We start from the raw sequence: 18,842 nt of genomic DNA on the forward strand, positions 1-18,842 counted from the left end.
CGTAGCGGAAACATGGCTTGCTCCTAACGTCGAAGCCCACGCCGGACGCTGTTCATTACCTTCTGAATAGGCTTATTCCTGTTTATCCACCAGTCATTAATGTCTTTAAATCCCTGATAGAGCGAGGAACAATCTGAAAATCTATCGCTCGTTTTGAGCGTGCTGGTAGCTCGCTTGCCTGCGATGTCATTATCCAGATACAGGGCGACTTTGGTGTATTTCTCTGTTAGGTCTATCGCTTTTCCTAGCAGGGAAAGAGAATTCAGTATCAGAAAGTCATCACCGGTGTCACCCAGTACCTTCTGACATGCCAGGTAGGAGAGAAAACTAAAAAATCCTTCAAAGATGTTCAGCCGTTCTCCTGTGCCGACAATTAAAGTCACGTCCTTTGGCGCACAGCAGCCCTTAAAATCGGCGTTTCTCAGCTCATAACCTCCAGCATCATTTTTGAAACCAAGGGCCCTATATTGGCGATTGTGAAGAGAAAAGTCAATCTCCTTACAATAAGACTCAACTAGTGAGTGCGGTATTGACCGAGTGTCCAGATATGCTAACAAATGCTGGTCAGTGACGGGCCTTATTCCCAAAATAGAAACAACACCCTCAGTGTTATTTTTCTTTTCACCAGCAATTCGCGGTTGAAAAGAAAAAGTAGGGGAGGGCAAGTCATCCCATTTCCTGAGCAGATCACTGATAGAGCAGTTACAATACTGGCAACCAAAATCGATAAGGTCACCACCCTGACCAACACCGTGATCGTACCATACGTTCAGCCGTCGATTTACTTTAAAAGACGGTGTCTTTTCTACTCTGAGCGGAGATAGATACCAGTAGTCATCCCGGATTACCTTACTGGGCTCATAACCTAATCTGGAAAGTAATTCTACTAAATCCCATTGCTTCAAATCTTTCACACGTTTCATTTTCCAGGGTTTTAACGTTTTGCAAATCGGCGTCTCATATTGATAACCGGATCCTCGCTTGTACTTTCCTTGAATTCATCCACCCATGCCATCAAAGCAGAATGCTTCACTACATAACCTTTACCAACCTTAATTGCTGGTAACGACTTGTGATGAATGTAATAACGGACAGTCCCTACCGGCTTACGCAATACATTAGCGGCTTCCACCAGGTTCAATAACCTATCAGGATCTTCCGGCTGAATAGCGATAGGTTTCTTGTTGTTTTCGCGCAGGCCATTAACGCATGCTTGCAATACGTCGATCTTAGAAATGATTAGATCGAATGGATTAATAATTGTCATGTCTATTTGATTTTATCTGTTATCAAATACATGCAATTTCTATTGAAAAGGAAAGTATATCAGGCAGATTGGGGGAGGAATTTGGGCAATTGGGGAAAGATAAAAAAGACTAGTTCAATTTATTAATTTTCAATTGTTTAAGCATTTCAACATGCTTCAAATAACTGTTATCCTGCCTAAATTCAGACATGAAAGTGCTAAATTTTGCAATGTAATTTCCTGTGTGTTCAAAATATGCGTGAAAAATTTGCTCTAAAGAGTATGCAGTGTCAAAATAATTGAGTTGGTAGAAATAATCTATTACAGCAGCGACGCAGCCATTGAAGCCATAAGGATTACGATTATCCTTCGATTTTCTTATTGATCGGAAAATTTCAAACTTACAACCCGTTTCTTTCACTTTTTCATCGATGTAATTGAGTGTTACCAGTTGGCTGCCGTTAATAGGAATTAACATACTCAAAAAAGTGGGCACAGTTTCAGCAGGTGCCACTATGGATGTCTGTTCAACAGAGGTGCGGTTCATAAATGCAGCAAGCGCCGATTTGATGGCAGTTCTATTCTCCTGATCCCGACAGTACATCAGTTCATACTTGCCGGATTTCTTCAAAAATTCATTTTTCACAAAGCACCACTGTAATTCCTCGTCTGGGTGAGTGTAGTCGGCCTCGTTATATGGGATGACATATCGGGTTAGGAGTTCATTACATCTCGCTATTACAGATTCTGAAAGGAATGCCAGTTGCCGAATTAAGTTCTGTTGAAAGCTGTCGTTAAAAGTCCAGAATACATATTTGCTAATATCCTCAAAGTGATTAGTGTTCCAGAAGCTATCTATAGTTATTGTGTAGGGGTTACTCAATAAGGTAATGCAGTTACCAGTTCTTATAATCTGGTTGGCATAAAGGTAATACCAGCCTAAGTCAAAGTGAAACCTATTTGTAATTTTTCCGTCTACTGGAACTTCTTTTAAATAATGCTTATTGGAAAGATATTTTGTAAGTAGACTTATCTTCCTACGGTTTTTCATGACAACAACTTTTAGAAAAAACGTACCTTATAGAACATCCATACAATCAGTACATATCCTAATTTAAATATAATCTCCCATTTAAACCTTTAAAAATTCTATCACCGATGACACCCAAAATTCTACTTGTAAGTCTATTTATTTTGTTAGCAAGCTGTCACGAACCAACTTTTTCAGAAAGATATAATCAGCAATGGCGAGAACCTCAAGGCCAGGAATTTATAACAATAGGTCGTGCTCTGGTAAAAAATGACATTAGAGTTTGTGGTGAATATTATGTCCGTAAAAGTAGCCTTGATCCTGGCGAATACGTTGTTGGCTGTACACCTGATGGCGAAAAATTTGAGTATTTTTTGGTGTGGACTTCAACAGAAAAAGTAACTCCAATTGCTGCCACCGAGATTGATATTGCACCCGAAGGCAGTAAATGAGCCCAAAGTACCTGTCATTTCTTTGTAAAAGGATTGAAGATGGAGAATTAAAAAACATGTATCAAAACATGTATCAAACGAAAAAAGGCTTTCAGCGCTATACCGCTAAAAGCCTTTCTGAGACTGTGCTCCCAACAGGGCATGATCCTGTGACCCCCTGATTATGAGTCAGGTGCTCTAACCAACTGAGCTATAGGAGCTGTTCCTAAGAACGAAGATTCCCCTCTTTCGAGGGACGGCAAAATTAATTATTTTCTCCAATTAACCTAAAAAATATTTTTTCTATATAACTGTCTCGTATATACTCTATAAAAAAAAGCCTGTTTCTTTGTGTCAAATAATTGACCATATGCAGGGAATTAAAAATATCATTTTTGATCTGGGTGGCGTAATTCTAAACCTCGATTACAATAGAACCAATGATGCATTTACCGCGCTCGGTGTAGAAAACTTTCATGAATTATACGGCCAGTTCAAGGGTTCCGACCTTTTCAACGGACTCGAAACAGGCCATGTGAGTACAGAAGAGTTCCTGGCCACCATGCATAAATATCTCCCGGAAAATGTCTCCGACATTCAGATTATTGATGCCTGGAATGCAATGTTACTCGACTTCCCCCTGCAAAGACTCCAACTTTTACAACAACTCCGTCAACAGTATAATCTTTTCCTGTTAAGTAATACTAATGCAATCCATCTCGATGCATTCAATAAAATATTAATGGATTCAAGAGGTATCCCGTCATTGGGAGCGTTCTTCGACAAAACTTATTATTCTCATTTGATGGGTTGTCGTAAACCAGATAAAGAAAGCTATGTGATGGTTCTGGAGGAAAACGGACTTAAAGCAGGGGAGACAGTCTTTATTGATGATACCTTACCTAATATTGAAGGGGCTAAATTGATTGGCCTACACACTATTCACCTGCAGGCGCCTAAAACTATACTCGATATATTCAAACCTTTATCCGCATAAAAAAAGCGTCTCAATTGGTAGAGACGCTTTTTATTTACTATTTAATTTCTTCAAAATCAATATATTCCCCCCGATCCGTTGGCTTCGGTGGTTGTTGTGCGCTGCTTTGCGTCGTCTGTTCCTGACTTTGCTGGTAAGCCTGTTGGCTCTCATACTGCTGACGCATCGCATCCTGCATCCCATTCATCTGCTGCCGTAACTGTCTGGTAGCTCTGTAAACAGGTATCACAAACCTGAATACAATTTTATACAGCAGATATAGTACAAAAAATAAGATAAAATACTTCAACATAATCCATCAAAGGTAGCAGAATATCGATTATCCACTGGAAAATAATGGCTTATTTAAGTTTTCTTTAACTATAAGTCAATCATTTGTGAACACTTAACTGCTTCACGTTTATTGAAGTCCCAGGCGATGCGTTTATAATTAATTGCATCCACTAAGGTACCTATACCAAATATTCCATAAGTGATCAGGTAAATTACACCCAGTCCAATACGATCAGTAACAAATCTGTGCACACCCGCCACGCCAAGGAATCCAATCAATGTAAAAATTAGTATTGACTGTGGGTCTTTTCTCCTGCTTTGATATAGCATCAGAAACTTGTCTTTCTTCTCTTGACTATATGATTTTGTCAATTCATCTAACCATATTTTCTCTTCTGGTTCAATACCAGGCAGTAAGTTGTATGAAAAATTATCCATATGATGAATGATTATTAAAAGTTGATAATGTGCTTAAGGAATTTCAGCCTATACTATATATAAAAGACAACAACGCCCTATTGGTAGTTGCACGAAAGACTATATCCAGATCTGATATTTTTGAATTATTTTTGTTTACGAAGAAACTGGCATGAGGAAAACATTAAACAAAACGAATATACGATAATAAATTGGAGAAAATTATTGGTTTTAAAAGAGAAAAACTTTTAGAATCGAAATAAAATCCTAATTTTGCGTAGGAAAAATGATTCAAACGAAGGGGACGAGATATCGGCCCCTTCGCGCTTTTTGTATGGCAAACGAACACGTGATAACAGCAATCCGGGAACTGGCAGAGGGTCTGCTGGCCAATGATCCCGATAATTTTCTGGTAGATATCAGAATAAAGCCCACAAACAATATTAAGCTCTTTTTGGACGGAGATAAAGGCGTACCAGTTGAAAAATTAGTATCTTTCAACCGTGCGTTATATGCCCTGCTGGAGGAAGCAGCCCTGTTTCCTGACAATGACTTCTCACTGGAGGTTTCTTCTCCTGGACTGGATGAGCCATTGAAACTGCACAGACAGTATCTCAAAAATATTGGTCGTAAAGTGGAGGTAACTTTTCCGGATGGGAGTACCAAAGAAGGTACCCTGATGGCAGTTACTGACGATAACTTTACCATTGAGGAACAGATCGGCAAGAAAAAAGAGAAAAAAAATTCTGAAATAAAATTCGATGAAATCAAGCATACGAAAGTGTGCATTGTGTTTTAAATTATAATAAATAAACATGGCTAGTATTAACCTGATTGAGTCATTCTCTGAGTTCAAGGAGGCGGAAAACATTGACCGTCCTACGTTGATGAAGGTTCTGGAAGATGTGTTCAAAACACTGCTGAGAAAAAAGTATGGCTCTGATGAGAACTTTGATGTCATTGTAAATACTGAAAAAGGAGACCTTGAAATATTACGTCGTCGTCTGGTAGTCGAAGATGGAGAAGTGGAAGATGACAATGCACAAATTGCTTATACTGAAGCAATTAGTATTGAAAAAGACCTCGAAATCGGTGAAGATCTGTACGAAGAAGTTGATATTATGGACTTCGGCCGCCGCGCAATCCTCGCAGCAAAACAAACGCTGTCTGCCCGCATTGGCGACCTCAAAAAGAATATTCTCGTAAAGAAATATGCTGATAAAGCTGGTGAAATTGTAACCGGTGAAGTTTACCAGGTTTGGAAAAAAGAAGTTTTATTGCTTGATGATGAAGGGAATGAATTAATTTTGCCAAAAGCCGAACAAATCCCCACTGATTATTTCAAAAAAGGGGAAAACGTTAGAGCGGTGGTGAAAAAAGTGGAAATGAAGAATAATGCCCCACTCATCATTCTTTCCCGTACACACCCATCCTTCCTGGCTAAATTGTTGGAAATTGAAGTTCCTGAGATCTTTGACGGCCTTATCGTTATCAAGAAAATCGTTCGTGAACCAGGAGAAAGAGCCAAAGTGGCTGTTGAATCCTATGACGACCGTATCGACCCGGTAGGTGCCTGTGTGGGTATGAAAGGTAGCCGTATTCACGGTATCGTACGCGAACTCAGAAACGAAAATATTGATATCATTAACTTTACCGCTAATATCCAACTCCTGATTCAACGCTCCTTAACACCTGCTAGAATCAGCCGTATGGAAGTGGATAACGAAAACAAATACGCCTCCGTTTACCTCAACCCTGACCAGGTTTCCCTGGCCATCGGTAAAAAAGGTGTAAACATCAAACTCGCCTGTGAACTGACCGGCTACGAAATCGACGTATTCCGTGACGAACAACAGGAACAGTCTGAATTTGATATCGATCTCGAAGAGTTCTCTGATGAAATCGAAGAATGGATCATTGATGAATTGAAGCGAATAGGTTGTGACACTGCCCGCAGCGTATTAGAGCTGACTACAGAAGAATTGGTACGCCGTTCTGATCTGGAAGAAGAGACAGTGCAGGATATTAGAAGAATATTGCAAGAAGAGTTTGACAAAGAATAAAGCCCAGCCAGAACCCTTCCCAGGTAAAGGGCTTATTAGAAGGGGAATTGGATTTTTCGAGTTATTGTTTAAACGTAAAAAAACAACCCGTTTGGAAGAAACGGGAAACAGGGGAGGCCCGAACTACGATATGCCTGAAACAACAAACAACACACCACGATTGCTGGCCGCAGCCAAAGAGTTTAATATTGGTAAAGAAACGCTTATAGACTATCTTTCCAATAAAGGCTTCGACATGGGTGGGTTTGGTTCGCCAAACGCTCGCCTCACGGCTGTTATGTACCAAGCTCTGCAGTCGGAGTTCCAACAGGACAAGGCTAATAAACGCAAAAGCGACCAAATAGCCCTGCCTAAAGGAAGCGTGTTAGATACGAAGAAGAAAGAAAAAGAGGAAGCGGAGGCTGCGGCGAAAAAGAACACTAGCAAAGACAAAGAAGAGGCAGCTCCAGCTCAGGAAGCTCCCAAAGCGGAACCTAAACCTGAACCTGCAAAGGAAACTCCTAAACAGGAACCTCAGGCAACAGCTCCATCAACTCCTCCGGTAAAGGAACCAGCAGCTCCCGTTACACCACCTCCCCCGGTGGCGGAATCTCCTAAACCACAGGCCCCGCCTGCCGAACCGGATGTAGTGAAAACTGAAGCCCCTAAAATTAATGGCCCTCGCGTCATCACAACCATCGATCTCGATGCCATTAATAAAGGTGCTGCTAAAAAACCAACTCCTGCTCCAGCTGCTCCTAAAGAACAGCCTAAACAGGAAACAACAGCAAAACCTGCAGAAACTCCTGCGCCGCCTAAAGCAGAAACTCCTGCTCCACAGCCAGCGCCAGCACCTGCTCCTGTAGCCGAGAAAAAACCAGAACCAGCTCCAGCTCCGGTACAAACACCGCCGCCTGCCAGTCCTGAAAAAACTCCGGCTCCAACTCCAGCACCTGCAGCTACCGAGCATAAACCAGAAAAAGCACCGGCTGCTGAAAAAGCACCCGCCGCCCAACCTGCCCCTGCTCCTGTTGAAAATGTAGCGAAAACAGATAAAACCGATACGACAGTTAAAACGGAAAAAGCCGCACCGGTTCAAGATAAACCTGTAGTTAACAAAGTGGAAGAAGTATTACAAGAGGCTAAACCGGCTGCAGCAATCAAAGAACCGGCGATTCCAGTTAAACTTCCTGTTAAGGAAGAAACGAAAAACAACGATAACAATACCCAGGCTCCCGCCGCTAACACCGACGAACAAGCCGGAACCGTTATCGAAAATATTCAGGCTGAAAAATTAACCGGTCCTAAAGTTATCGGTAAAATCGAACTGCCGGTTCAGTCCGACAGAAGAGACAATAACAAATCTAACTTCAATAAGGACCGCGACGAAAAACGTAAACGCAAACGTATCATCGTCGAGAAAAAACCTGAACCCATCCAGCCACGTGACTTCAAAGACGGCGAACGCAAAGAAGGCGGTCAAGGTCAGCATGGTCAGCATGGTCAACATGGTCACCAAGGCAATCGTGATAACCGCGGTCAAGGCCAACACGGCAACAGAGACCACGGACACGGTGGTAACCGTGATAACCGCAACCAAGGCGGCCAAGGTCAACACGGTAACCAACAAGGTGGTGCTCAGCACGGTCAAAATAGACAAGGCGGCGGCCAACACGGCGATAACCGTAACCAAAACCGTAACCAACAAGGTCAAGGTGGTGGTAACAACCGCCCAGGTGGTAACCAACACGGTCCAAACAGACAAGGTGGCCAACAAGGCGGCGGATTCAATCGCCAAGGTCAAGGTGGTGGCTACGGTCAAAACAGACAAGGTGGTGGTAACTTCAACCGACCTGGTCAAGGTGGTGGCTATAACAGACACGGTGCTAACAACCGCGATGATAAACGCACACCTGAAGAAAAAGAAATCGACAAAAACGAGATCCAGAATAAGATCAAGGAAACAATGGCCAAACTCTCTGGCAACACCCGCGGTAAAGGCGTAAAAGCTAAACACCGTCGTGAAAAACGCGAAGAGAGAGCCAATGAAAGAGCTAACCAGGCTGGCCAGGATAATAAACTCCAGGTAACAGAATTCATCTCCGTAAGCGAACTCGCTAACCTGATGAACGTTAGCTTCGCCGAAGTTATCTCTAAATGTATGGGCCTCGGTATCATGGTATCCATCAACCAACGACTCGATGCGGAAGTTATCGAACTCGTATCTGGTGAATTCGGCTATGAAGTAGAATTTATCGGTTTGGATGCTGTTGAAGATGCAGAAGAAGTTGAAGAAGTAGATGCTCCGGAAGATCTGGAACCTCGTGCTCCGATCGTTACCATCATGGGTCACGTAGACCATGGTAAAACTTCCTTGCTCGATTATATCCGTAACGCAAACGTTGTGGCAGGTGAAGCCGGCGGTATTACCCAGCACATCGGTGCTTACCAGGTAACTACCAGCGGTGGTAAAAAAATTACCTTCCTCGATACCCCTGGTCACGAAGCGTTTACCGCAATGCGTGCCCGTGGTGCGAAAGCTGCGGATATTGCAGTTATCGTAATCGCTGCGGATGATGCTATCATGCCTCAAACACGTGAAGCAATCTCCCACTCTCAGGCTGCTGGCCTCCCAATGGTATTCGCTATCAACAAAGTGGATAAAGATGGTGCCAACCCAGAGAAAATTAAAGAACAACTCGCTGGTATGAACCTCCTCGTTGAAGACTGGGGTGGTAAATATCAAAGCCAGGAAATATCTGCCAAGAGCGGTCTGAACATCGACCTCCTCCTGGAAAAATTACTGCTGGAAGCAGAACTCCTCGAACTGAAAGCGAATCCAAACCGCGAAGGTTCCGGTTCTATCGTGGAAGCATCCTTGGATAAAGGCCGCGGTTACGTTGCCTCCCTCCTGGTACAAAATGGTACCCTCCGTCAGGGCGATACCATCGTATCCGGTTCCTTCTACGGTAAAATCAAAGCTATGTTCAACGAACGTGGCCAGAAAATGGACGAAGCTGGTCCTTCCATGCCAGTACAGGTACTCGGCTTGAACGGTGCACCACAAGCAGGTGAGAAATTCAAAATGTACGAAAACGAATCTGAAGCCAAAGAAGTGGCTAACCGCCGCGCTCAGATCGTTCGCGAACAAGGTATCCGTACCAAGAAACATATCACCCTCGATGAAATCGGTCGCCGTCTGGCACTGGGTAACTTTAAACAGCTCAACCTCATCCTCAAAGCTGACTTTGACGGTTCTGTGGAAGCACTGTCCGACTCCCTGCAGAAACTCTCTACAGAAGAAATCGTTGTTAGTATCGTACACAAAGCTGTGGGTCAGATCACCGAATCCGACGTACTCCTCGCTACTGCTTCTGACGCGATCATCCTCGGGTTCCAGGTACGTCCTTCTTCCCAGGCTGCTAAACTTGCCGAAAAAGAAAATATCGAAATCCGTAACTACTCCATCATCTATGACGCAATCGAAGAAATTAAGAGCGCCATGGAAGGGATGCTGGAACCAAAAATCGAAAAGAAAGTGGTGTGCAACGTCGAAGTACGCGAAACCTACAAATTCGACAAGGTTACAGTGGCTGGTTGCTTCGTACTCGATGGCAAGTTAGCGAGAAACACCCGCGTGAACCTCGTTCGCGATGGTATCGTAGTTCATACCGGAGACCTCGGCTCCCTGAAACGTTATAAAGAAGACGTGAAAGAAGTTGCCTCCAACATGGAATGCGGTCTGAGTCTGCGTAACTACAGCGATATCCGCCCAGGCGATATCGTAGAAGGTTTCGAAGAAGTAGAAGTTAAAAGAACATTATAAGCCTCCGGCTAAAATATCCTTAAATGCAGCGAAGTATCCCTTCGCTGCATTTTTTTTCTTATAGAAATATCCGGTATTTATCCTGTCTGATCTAAACTTTTGTTAAATCCGCAGAATTTTAGTGCAGGACTGAATGTTATTTGGTTATTTTTGAACTTTACGATACTAGTATGAAGAAAATTCTGGCTTTATCTGCTATCACCTTGATGCTCGGTTCTGCCGCCTCGGCACAGCAAAAACTGGTAGCAGACAAGATTGTAGGCATAGTAGGGGATAAGATTATCCTCAAATCCGATATGGATGGCGCGTTGGCTGATCTCCAACGTAATACCGTCGATGGAAACCTGCCCCATGATGCACCCTGCAATACCCTGGAAATGCTGATTTCCCAAAAGGTAATGGTACTGCAAGCAGAAAGGGACAGCTTACCTGTTTCAGATGCCGATATCGAAGGCCAGATGGAAAACCGTATCCGCTATTTTGAACAGCTATACGGCTCCAAAGAAAAAATGAAAGACATCACCGGCTACTCCGTATACCAGCTGCGTGAACGATTCCGTACTCCTATTAAAGAAGGACTGCTCGCACAAGCAATGCGTGGTAAAATCATCGACCAAGTTAAAGTCACTCCTTCTGAAGTAAAAAGATTTTTCGACGCTATTCCTAAAGACAGTCTCAAATTCTATGAATCTGAACTGGAAATCGGTCAGATCGTAATCAGTCCTAAAGCTACCCGCGAAATGGACCAATACGCCATCGACCGCCTGCTGGATTTCAAAAAACGCGTACTGAATAAAGAATCTGATTTTAGCTCCCTCGCCATCCTGTACTCTGAAGATCCAGGTGTAAAAGAAAACAGAGGTATCTACAATCTGAACCGTAATGATAAAAATACCTGGGATCCTGACTTCCTGGCTGCCGCTTTCCGTCTGAAAGAAGGAGAGATCTCCAGCCCGGTTAAATCCCAACACGGTTACCATATCATCCAGATGATCAAACGTCAGGGCGATAATGTTACCGTACAACACATCCTCATCAGAGCGGCTGTAACCAGATCAGATCTGGCTGCTGCCACTACTAAACTGGATTCTGTTCGTAATCTTGTTCTGAACAATAAAATGACTTTCTCTGAAGCAGTAAATGAGTTCAGTGATGAACCATCCGCTAAGTTTACTGGCGGTATGCTTCAATCTAAAACCGGTGAAGGTACCCTCCTCACGATAGATCAGCTGGATGATGAATCCGATAAATCCATCGTTATGATGCTGGATACCCTGAAACCAGGTCAGATATCGAAAGCGACTCAGTTTACAGATGAAAATGGCCGAACTTCTGTTCGCATCGTATACCTGAAGTCACGCAGCCAACCTCATAGAGAAAATCTGAACGACGATTATTCCCGTATTCAGGCTCGCACACTGCAAATCAAACAGGCTGAGGCTATCAACAAATGGCTGAAAGAAAAGATCCCAACATTCTACGTACACGTAGATCCTGAGTATAAAAACTGTACCCATATCAGTCAATGGATGGGACAGCTAGCCAAACAATAAGGATATATTTAACTTTTTTGAAAGAGGGCCGCAGTGTGGATTCACAGCGGCCCTCTTCCTGTTTATACAGCGCCTTACGCTTGCATGACGGATTTTAACTTTATTTGGCGTAGCTTTGCATCTTCAATTTTCAGGCATGAGTGATGCGATCAAGCATGAATGCGGACTGGCATTTATTAGATTGAGAAAACCGTTCTCCTATTATCAACAGAAGTATGGGACCGTTTTTTATGGGCTGAATAAATTATATCTGCTCATGGAAAAGCAGCACAACAGGGGCCAGGATGGCGCTGGTGTTGCAGCTGTAAAATTAGATACTGAACCTGGCGTTCCTTTTATGCACCGCGTACGTAGCAGCGCCCCACAGGCAATCGGCGACGTATTCAGCAAAATCAGGGACGAAATTTCGGAAATCGAAAAATATCAACCCGAGATCACAAAATATCCGGGGCTGATGAAAGGACACCTCAAATTTCTCGGTGAACTGCTGATGGGACATCTTCGCTATGCGACCCAAGGCAAAAACAACGTAGAACTTTGCCATCCTTTTGTTAGATATAACACCATCCCTGCCCGCAACCTCGCAATGGCAGGTAACTTCAACCTCGTAAATGCTGACGAACTCTTCAAATTCGTAAACGCAAACCCTGGTGAAGTACACAAAAACAGCGACCTCGCTGCTATGCTTGAAGTGGTTCACCACTTCATCAGCAAAGAAGACGAAATACGCCGCAATGGCCTCGACGTTAAACACATCCTCCAACAGGCATTTTCTTTATTTGATGGTGGTTACCACGCTGCCGGCCTTATTGGTACAGGGGATGCTTTCGTCATCCGCGATCCGCACGGTATCCGTCCTTCCTACTACTATGTCAATGATGATGTAATCGTTGCCGCTTCTGAAAGAGCTGCGATTCGTACTACCTTCAACGTTGGTGAAAACGAAGTACTGGAACTGATGCCTGGTAATGCCCTCATCGTTAAACCTAATGGCGAATATGCAATAGAACAAATCCTCGAACCTAAAGAGCGTAAAGCCTGCAGCTTCGAACGGATCTATTTCTCCAGAGGTAACGACGAGAAAATATATAAAGAACGTACTGCCCTCGGCCGCAACCTGTCTGGCACTGTTCTGAAAGCTATCGACAACGATCTCAGAAATACAATCTTCTCATTCATCCCTAATACCGCTGAAGTTGCATTCTATGGCCTCTTGAAAGGTCTGGAAGACTACCTCAACAAAATCAAAGTGGAAAGAATCCTTTCCTGGGGTAATGAGATCGACTCAGAGAAATTGAACGAAATGGTGAATCGTCGCATCCGCATCGATAAAATTGCGATCAAGGATGTGAAGATGAGAACCTTCATCACTGAAGATTCCAGCCGTAATGAGATGGTACAACACGTGTACGACATCACCTATGGTACCGTTAGACCTGGTGTAGATTCACTGGTAGTTATCGACGATTCCATCGTTCGCGGTACCACCCTGAAAGAAAGCATTGTCAAAATGCTGGACCGCCTCGGCCCTAAACGTATCATCATCGTTTCTTCTGCTCCTCAGATCAGATACCCAGACTGTTATGGTATCGATATGAGTAAAATGGGTGACTTTGTTGCATTCCAGGCAGCTATTGCGCTACTGAAAGAACAAGGTAAGGAATACATCCTCCAGGAAGCTTATGGCCTCTGTAAAGAACTGGAACGTACCAATACCCTCCATGCGCAAAACGTCGTTAAAAACGTTTATAAACCATTTACTCCGCAACAGATTTCAGATAAAATCGCTGAAATCCTTACCCCTAAAGGTATCGGAGCTAAAATCGAAGTTATTTACCAATCCATAGAAAGCTTACACGAAGCATGCCCTAATAATCTGGGCGACTGGTACTTCACCGGTGATTATCCTACTCCTGGTGGTAACCGCGTGGTAAACAAAGCTTTCATGAACTTTATGGAAGGTAAAAACGAAAGAGGTTACTAACGGTATACATTATACGAGAAGTCTTGATAAATATTGAGAGAGCACCTACAAGTGCTCTCTCTTTTTTTGTTTATCCGTGAAAACAATACCAGGTAGTCAATCTCCGGGGGATAACAACCTTATTATACATTTCGATGTTAATTTTATTTTAAATGACATCACAACGACTCCTATTCTGTATTTTCGTTATTGTAAACAACAGGTTTTCAGCCCATGAAAACATTGCTACTAATCCGACATGCTAAATCCAGCTGGAACGATCCTGATACGGACGATTTCGACAGGCCACTTAACAAACGGGGAAAACAGAATGCTCCGGAGATGGCTGAACGATTACGAGACAAAGGAGTAGTTCCCGAACTAGTGATCTCCAGCCCGGCTAAAAGAGCCCGCACCACCGCCAAATTAATGGCTGATGTATGGCATTACCCAAAACAGGCTATCCTCCTGGAAGAAGAATTGTATTTGTGCTATGCTTCCACGTTCCTCAAAGTAATCACTAAGATTGATGATGACTTCAATACCGTGGCAATCTTTGCACATAACCCCGGCATCACCGATTTTGCCAATTACCTGACAGAAGAAATCAGGATTGATAATGTCCCCACTGCCGGCGTATTCGCCATCCAGGCCGATACCGATAACTGGAAGGATTTCGACCGCGCTAAAAAGACTTTCCTATTCTTTGATTACCCCAGGAAAGACTAACCCCGGACAATACAATCCTCTTCCGATATCTCATCGGAAAAATTTTCAGTTATTCACTAATACTGATGAAATCAGGGGAGATGATTATCCCTTCACTATCTTATTGTAAGATGCAGTGATCCCTTTAATCAATGATGAGCTGAAGCCCTGGTGCTCCATCTCGTTCAAACCGGCTATAGTACAGCCTTTCGGAGTAGTTACCTTATCTATTTCTTCTTCGGGGTGACGGTTCTCACGGATCAGCAACTCTGCTGCGCCTTTTACTGTCTGCGCTGCAATCAAGCTGGCAGTACGGGCATCAAAACCTATTTCAATACCGCCCTGGATATTAGCCCTTATAAAACGCAAGGCATAGGCAATACCACAAGCACCTAATACCGTGGCGGCATCCATCAGCTTCTCATCAATGCTGACCGCTGCTCCCATATGATTGAACATACTGGTAACATAATCTGTCTGCTCCTGTGTAGCATGTTTAAAACACAAACATGTCATCGATTCCTGAATGGCAATAGCTGTATTAGGCATAGCCCTTACAACCGCCATTCCTGGTACGATTCTCTCCAGATCATCAATGCTAACACCTGTAACCACGCTGATAAGTATCTGCCTGGAAGGGTCAAATAAACCGCTGAACTCCTGTAATACTTCGCGCACATTGTAGGGCTTCAAGGCCACTATAATCACTTCCGACTGACGGATCGCAACCGCATTATCTTTTTCTACATTTACACCAGCAGCTTTCAGCTCTCCCAGCGTATCCGTATTTCTTTTGGTGATAGTGATATCACCGGCCTTTGAAAAACCGCTCTTCAGCAATCCCTGGGCAATGGCCGATCCCAGATTTCCACCACCTATAATGGCTATCTTTTTGCCTGACATAAAAAAAGGTTTACACTATAAATCCCAAGAAAGGTAAAACAAAAGCCTGATTGATGCAAAAAGAACGGCATTGCATTATCTTGCATAAATGCGCGCACCAACCAAAGCAGCAGCGTTTTACGCCAGAATAACGGAAGCCGCCGGCCAACAACAGCCGGATGAAAAAGTAAGGCTCTACAAACTGATATTGGAACACCTTTTCAGAGAACTTACCCGTGAAGAACACCGTTCTTTCGGCAACCTGTTCGCGCGCATGCAATTCTATTTTGATAAAGAAATAGTTCCTCCGGAAGTTCAGCAACAATTGACCACACTGCGCATCCTCACCAACCGTGCTACAAAGTCACTCTTCCCGCTGCAACCAGAAGAACATCTCTTATGTATCAAAGCCCTGGCGGAATCTGTGTCATGGTTTTATGAAGAAGTTGTTCCATTAAAACTTTCTGAGCATTACTATGATACCGGCGACCGCACACTATCCCGGAGCTTCAGAAAAAGACCAGCCTCCATTCCTTCATTACGCTGCATGATTACCGCCGTTGGGCCATTGGTAACCAATCCCGCAGGAAAATATTCTTGTATTCTGAACGTGAGAAACGATGAACAAGGCGACTTCCAGCTGTCTTTGGATGGGCTGGATCCCGTTTCTGTGATGTCTCTTCATGGACAGCTACGTCCTTATGATTCCATTCATGTGCTGCATTGCACCCAAGAAGATCAAGACGATACAGATGAATTTCAACCAGCTTTCTATACTACAACTGTCGAAAGTCAGCTGGTATTGGAGCCTGATTTATTGATAGACATCAGCGAACTGGCAGAATGCTTCAACCATAAAGGGATGAACAAGCTGCAGTACCTGGTCCGTAAGCTCGTGCCGCAAACTTCCAGTCCTGCTGCATTCAGAGGAAATCTTGTCAACGCTCTCCTGGATGAGATGCTGCGTAATAAAGAGATTGATTTTAAATCATCCTTTAAAGAAGCCGTGGCAGATAATGTGCTGCATGCTGCCGCTTATGGCCGGGATAAAATCAATGAAATGTTCCGGGATATCCGCCAGTCGCATTGGGGAAATCTCCACCAGACAGTAAAAGACCTACAGGATAAACCTGTCAGGATAGAGCCTACTTTCTTTTCTGCTATATATGGCCTTCAAGGGCGTCTCGATATCATGGCTGAAGATGATACTGATGTGAACCGTAAAGAGATCTTCGAGCTAAAAAGTGGAAAAGCACCAGATTTTAATACCTGGAAAAACCACGAAATGCAGGTAATAGGCTATAACTTGCTGCTGCGCTCTGCCTTTGGCCGACAAAGAAAAGGTAGCTCCGCAATCCTCTATTCAGGAGCCGAATCACAGCCCTTACGTAACGTCAGCAGCACGCATGCCGGCGAAAATACACTGCTGCAACTCCGCAATGAAGTAGTGTCAATGCTGCTACGCCTGGCCGCCGGTGAGTATGATATACTGTCTACTATTAACAGCACTACCGCAGCGGGATTACCGTCTTTCAGTGCGGAACCTTTCCATGGTTTTGAAAAAGCCTGGCTAGAGGCCTCCGAAGTATGTAAAACCTACTACAAAGAATATCTCTCATTTACCCTGCGGGAGTATCTCCAGGCCAAATGCGGCATGTTCTCTGAGGTAAACCGTGAAGACGACGCAGATGGCTTCGCTGCATTATGGCTCCAAGATGAAAAAGAGAAGGCAGGCCGATTCACCGTTATTACCGGCCTTCAGTTCCGCGAATTCGATACCAGCAGCAGTGCTGTTACTTTTGATATAGTCGGCAACGTTAGTCATAACTTCAGGGTAGGAGATACTGCAATCATTTATCCACGTACGGGCACGGAACTAGCGCCACTACAGCAACAGTTGCTGAAGGGCAGGATAGATGAGCTGGGCAAGGACTTCCTGATATTCTCCCTTAACAACAGACAGATGACCCTCGATTTCTTCCGCCAGTACGACGAATGGATTATCGAACATGATATTTACGAATCCAATTACTGGGCTGCCGCTGCATCATTGTTTTATATGCTGGCACCCCAGTATAGCTATAAGGCTGAAAAGTTGTTAGGACTCAGAACACCGTCCATCAAGGAGCTTCCGGTTCCGCTTCCAAAAATGTTCAATAACAATCAGGAACAAATAGTTAGGGATGCTATCGAAGCAGAAGATTACTATCTTTTACAAGGCCCTCCTGGCACTGGAAAAACATCTGCCATGCTTACTACTATTGCAGATGAACTGGTCAAGAGAGGCAATCATGTGATTATTGTTGCATTCACCAACAAAGCAGTAGAAGAAATTTCTATTAAGCTAGATGCCCGCCAGATACCTTATCTGCGGATGGGCGGGCGTAATACCGACTCCGCACTGAAGCTCCGGGACCACTGCCTGAATGGCTCCCTCGAACAAGCCAAAGACTTTATTACAAGTCATCGGGTATTTGTGGGCACAGTGGCCACCATGGCTACACGCCTGGAATTATTGCTGATGATGGGTATACCTGCCGATGTACTAATTGCGGACGAAGCTTCTCAGCTCACAGAGCCTCAATTGCTTGGTTTACTAATGCCTTTCCGTAAGTTCATCCTGATTGGCGATCAAAACCAGCTACCACCGGTGGTTACGCAGGAAAGCTTTTTCTGCAGTGCTAAAGGAGAATCGCTTAGAGCGCTGGGTATTCAGGATTTACGTTCTTCAATTTTCGAGCGACTCATGCAGCAATGCAAAACCCATCAGTGGCGCCGCTCCTGGGGAATGCTAAATACACATTTCCGTATGCACGACAGTATTGCCGCTTTGGTAAACCACTATTATGCCGGGCAGTTATCCACCGGAAAGCCTGAACAGCATGAGGTTTTTGGCTCAGGCAGTGATGTAAACATCGGCTGGGATAAGGTACTTTCTTTAGGAAGGAAAGTATTTATTCCGAGTCCTTATGAGCCTACTTCAAAGATGAACAGGACAGAAGCCGCGCGGGTAGCAGATTTGCTCAGATATCTAAAAAAACGCTATGGTGCTAATTTTAACAGAGATACAGTAGGAGTGGTAACACCATGGCGTACACAGATAAGTTTGATAAGGGAGATGATCGCTAATGATCCAGAATTGCAATCTGCCAATATCAATATTGATACAGTAGAGCGCTTCCAGGGTTCGGAGAATGATATTATCATCGTGTCGCTGGCAGTGTATCATGCTGCACAGGTGCAGACCTTGGAATGTATCGGAGAATTTTGTTGGGAAGAAGAGCGGATAGAGGTAGATAGAAAATTGTTGGTAACGTTATCGCGTGCACGAAAACAGGTGATAATAATGGGTTATGAACCAGTATTAATGGAGAGCGCCCATTACCGGAAGATGCTGGCAGAGATGGAGCGGGGGAGTGTTAACTAAGTAAGTAGCGAAGGCAACAAAGGCCACACACAGCGGTATGGCCTTTG

Annotated in this window: 15 protein-coding genes and 1 tRNA gene; 9 read left to right on the top strand and 7 right to left on the bottom strand. The window is 43.9% G+C overall.

Going from position 1 to position 18,842, the window contains the following annotated elements; genetic code table 11:
* Window positions 1–23: 23 nt before the first annotated feature.
* From ACE38W_RS11540 to ACE38W_RS11550, 3 genes are all read right to left on the bottom strand, one after another.
* The gene (locus ACE38W_RS11540; RefSeq protein WP_375830991.1) at window positions 24–923 is read right to left on the bottom strand and encodes a toprim domain-containing protein; all 900 of its coding nucleotides are present in this window, start codon (window positions 921–923) and stop codon (window positions 24–26) included.
* Between the two features lie 11 nt (window positions 924–934).
* Window positions 935–1,267, bottom strand: a complete 333-nt coding sequence (locus ACE38W_RS11545; protein WP_375830992.1) for a helix-turn-helix domain-containing protein — start codon at window positions 1,265–1,267, stop codon at window positions 935–937.
* Between the two features lie 109 nt (window positions 1,268–1,376).
* Window positions 1,377–2,297 carry a hypothetical protein gene (locus ACE38W_RS11550; RefSeq protein WP_375830993.1) on the bottom strand — a complete coding sequence of 307 codons (921 nt, stop codon included), beginning with the start codon at window positions 2,295–2,297 and terminating at the stop codon, window positions 1,377–1,379.
* A gap of 107 nt (window positions 2,298–2,404) precedes the next feature.
* Here ACE38W_RS11550 and ACE38W_RS11555 point away from each other — a divergent pair, with 107 nt between their 5' ends.
* Complete coding sequence (locus ACE38W_RS11555; RefSeq protein WP_375830995.1) at window positions 2,405–2,728, top strand: hypothetical protein; 324 nt, start codon at window positions 2,405–2,407, stop codon at window positions 2,726–2,728.
* Between the two features lie 126 nt (window positions 2,729–2,854).
* Here ACE38W_RS11555 and ACE38W_RS11560 read toward each other — a convergent pair.
* Window positions 2,855–2,928, bottom strand: a tRNA-Ile gene (locus tag ACE38W_RS11560).
* 149 nt (window positions 2,929–3,077) lie between these two features.
* On the opposite strand from ACE38W_RS11560, the gene ACE38W_RS11565 reads away from it, so the two are divergent.
* Complete coding sequence (locus ACE38W_RS11565) at window positions 3,078–3,704, top strand: HAD family hydrolase (protein WP_375830997.1); 627 nt, start codon at window positions 3,078–3,080, stop codon at window positions 3,702–3,704.
* Window positions 3,705–3,741: 37 nt separating this feature from the next.
* On the opposite strand, the gene ACE38W_RS11570 is transcribed toward ACE38W_RS11565, so the two are convergent.
* Together ACE38W_RS11570 and ACE38W_RS11575 are read right to left on the bottom strand one after the other, a co-directional pair.
* Window positions 3,742–3,996 (bottom strand): DUF4834 family protein, encoded by a 255-nt coding sequence (locus tag ACE38W_RS11570; RefSeq protein ID WP_375830998.1) that lies wholly within the window; start codon window positions 3,994–3,996, stop codon window positions 3,742–3,744.
* 68 nt (window positions 3,997–4,064) lie between these two features.
* Window positions 4,065–4,415 carry a TM2 domain-containing protein gene (locus ACE38W_RS11575; protein WP_375831000.1) on the bottom strand — a complete coding sequence of 117 codons (351 nt, stop codon included), beginning with the start codon at window positions 4,413–4,415 and terminating at the stop codon, window positions 4,065–4,067.
* 313 nt (window positions 4,416–4,728) lie between these two features.
* On the opposite strand from ACE38W_RS11575, the gene ACE38W_RS11580 reads away from it, so the two are divergent.
* From ACE38W_RS11580 to ACE38W_RS11605, 6 genes are all read left to right on the top strand, one after another.
* Window positions 4,729–5,193, top strand: coding sequence for a ribosome maturation factor (locus tag ACE38W_RS11580; RefSeq protein WP_375831002.1), 465 nt, complete (start codon window positions 4,729–4,731; stop codon window positions 5,191–5,193).
* Between the two features lie 16 nt (window positions 5,194–5,209).
* On the top strand, window positions 5,210–6,457 hold the full coding sequence (nusA, locus tag ACE38W_RS11585) for a transcription termination factor NusA (protein ID WP_375831004.1): 1,248 nt from the start codon (window positions 5,210–5,212) through the stop codon (window positions 6,455–6,457).
* Between the two features lie 91 nt (window positions 6,458–6,548).
* Window positions 6,549–10,262: a translation initiation factor IF-2 gene (gene infB / locus ACE38W_RS11590; protein ID WP_375831006.1), complete on the top strand. Its 3,714-nt coding sequence runs from the start codon at window positions 6,549–6,551 to the stop codon at window positions 10,260–10,262.
* A 170-nt stretch (window positions 10,263–10,432) separates the two neighbouring features.
* On the top strand, window positions 10,433–11,815 hold the full coding sequence (locus ACE38W_RS11595; protein ID WP_375831009.1) for a peptidylprolyl isomerase: 1,383 nt from the start codon (window positions 10,433–10,435) through the stop codon (window positions 11,813–11,815).
* Between the two features lie 256 nt (window positions 11,816–12,071).
* Complete coding sequence (locus ACE38W_RS11600; RefSeq protein ID WP_375831012.1) at window positions 12,072–13,799, top strand: amidophosphoribosyltransferase; 1,728 nt, start codon at window positions 12,072–12,074, stop codon at window positions 13,797–13,799.
* 213 nt (window positions 13,800–14,012) lie between these two features.
* On the top strand, window positions 14,013–14,507 hold the full coding sequence (locus ACE38W_RS11605) for a histidine phosphatase family protein (protein WP_375831013.1): 495 nt from the start codon (window positions 14,013–14,015) through the stop codon (window positions 14,505–14,507).
* 84 nt (window positions 14,508–14,591) lie between these two features.
* Here the strand turns inward: ACE38W_RS11605 and proC are convergent, their stop codons facing one another.
* Window positions 14,592–15,389: a pyrroline-5-carboxylate reductase gene (gene proC, locus ACE38W_RS11610; RefSeq protein WP_375831015.1), complete on the bottom strand. Its 798-nt coding sequence runs from the start codon at window positions 15,387–15,389 to the stop codon at window positions 14,592–14,594.
* 88 nt (window positions 15,390–15,477) lie between these two features.
* Here proC and ACE38W_RS11615 point away from each other — a divergent pair, with 88 nt between their 5' ends.
* Window positions 15,478–18,795, top strand: a complete 3,318-nt coding sequence (locus tag ACE38W_RS11615; RefSeq protein ID WP_375831016.1) for a DEAD/DEAH box helicase — start codon at window positions 15,478–15,480, stop codon at window positions 18,793–18,795.
* Window positions 18,796–18,842: the final 47 nt, after the last annotated feature.

This window comes from Chitinophaga sp. Hz27, assembly GCF_042263525.1.
Taxonomy (GTDB): Bacteria; Bacteroidota; Bacteroidia; order Chitinophagales; family Chitinophagaceae; genus Chitinophaga.

Excerpts from the sequence above, each read along its gene's own strand:
- ACE38W_RS11540 (WP_375830991.1), bottom strand. The coding sequence starts at position 923 with ATGAAACGTGTGAAAGATTTGAAGCAATGGGATTTAGTAGAATTACTT.
- ACE38W_RS11545 (WP_375830992.1), bottom strand. The coding sequence starts at position 1,267 with ATGACAATTATTAATCCATTCGATCTAATCATTTCTAAGATCGACGTA.
- ACE38W_RS11550 (WP_375830993.1), bottom strand. The coding sequence starts at position 2,297 with ATGAAAAACCGTAGGAAGATAAGTCTACTTACAAAATATCTTTCCAAT.
- ACE38W_RS11555 (WP_375830995.1), top strand. The coding sequence starts at position 2,405 with ATGACACCCAAAATTCTACTTGTAAGTCTATTTATTTTGTTAGCAAGC.
- ACE38W_RS11565 (WP_375830997.1), top strand. The coding sequence starts at position 3,078 with ATGCAGGGAATTAAAAATATCATTTTTGATCTGGGTGGCGTAATTCTA.
- ACE38W_RS11570 (WP_375830998.1), bottom strand. The coding sequence starts at position 3,996 with ATGTTGAAGTATTTTATCTTATTTTTTGTACTATATCTGCTGTATAAA.
- ACE38W_RS11575 (WP_375831000.1), bottom strand. The coding sequence starts at position 4,415 with ATGGATAATTTTTCATACAACTTACTGCCTGGTATTGAACCAGAAGAG.
- ACE38W_RS11580 (WP_375831002.1), top strand. The coding sequence starts at position 4,729 with ATGGCAAACGAACACGTGATAACAGCAATCCGGGAACTGGCAGAGGGT.
- nusA (WP_375831004.1), top strand. The coding sequence starts at position 5,210 with ATGGCTAGTATTAACCTGATTGAGTCATTCTCTGAGTTCAAGGAGGCG.
- ACE38W_RS11595 (WP_375831009.1), top strand. The coding sequence starts at position 10,433 with ATGAAGAAAATTCTGGCTTTATCTGCTATCACCTTGATGCTCGGTTCT.
- ACE38W_RS11600 (WP_375831012.1), top strand. The coding sequence starts at position 12,072 with ATGGAAAAGCAGCACAACAGGGGCCAGGATGGCGCTGGTGTTGCAGCT.
- ACE38W_RS11605 (WP_375831013.1), top strand. The coding sequence starts at position 14,013 with ATGAAAACATTGCTACTAATCCGACATGCTAAATCCAGCTGGAACGAT.
- proC (WP_375831015.1), bottom strand. The coding sequence starts at position 15,389 with ATGTCAGGCAAAAAGATAGCCATTATAGGTGGTGGAAATCTGGGATCG.
- ACE38W_RS11615 (WP_375831016.1), top strand. The coding sequence starts at position 15,478 with ATGCGCGCACCAACCAAAGCAGCAGCGTTTTACGCCAGAATAACGGAA.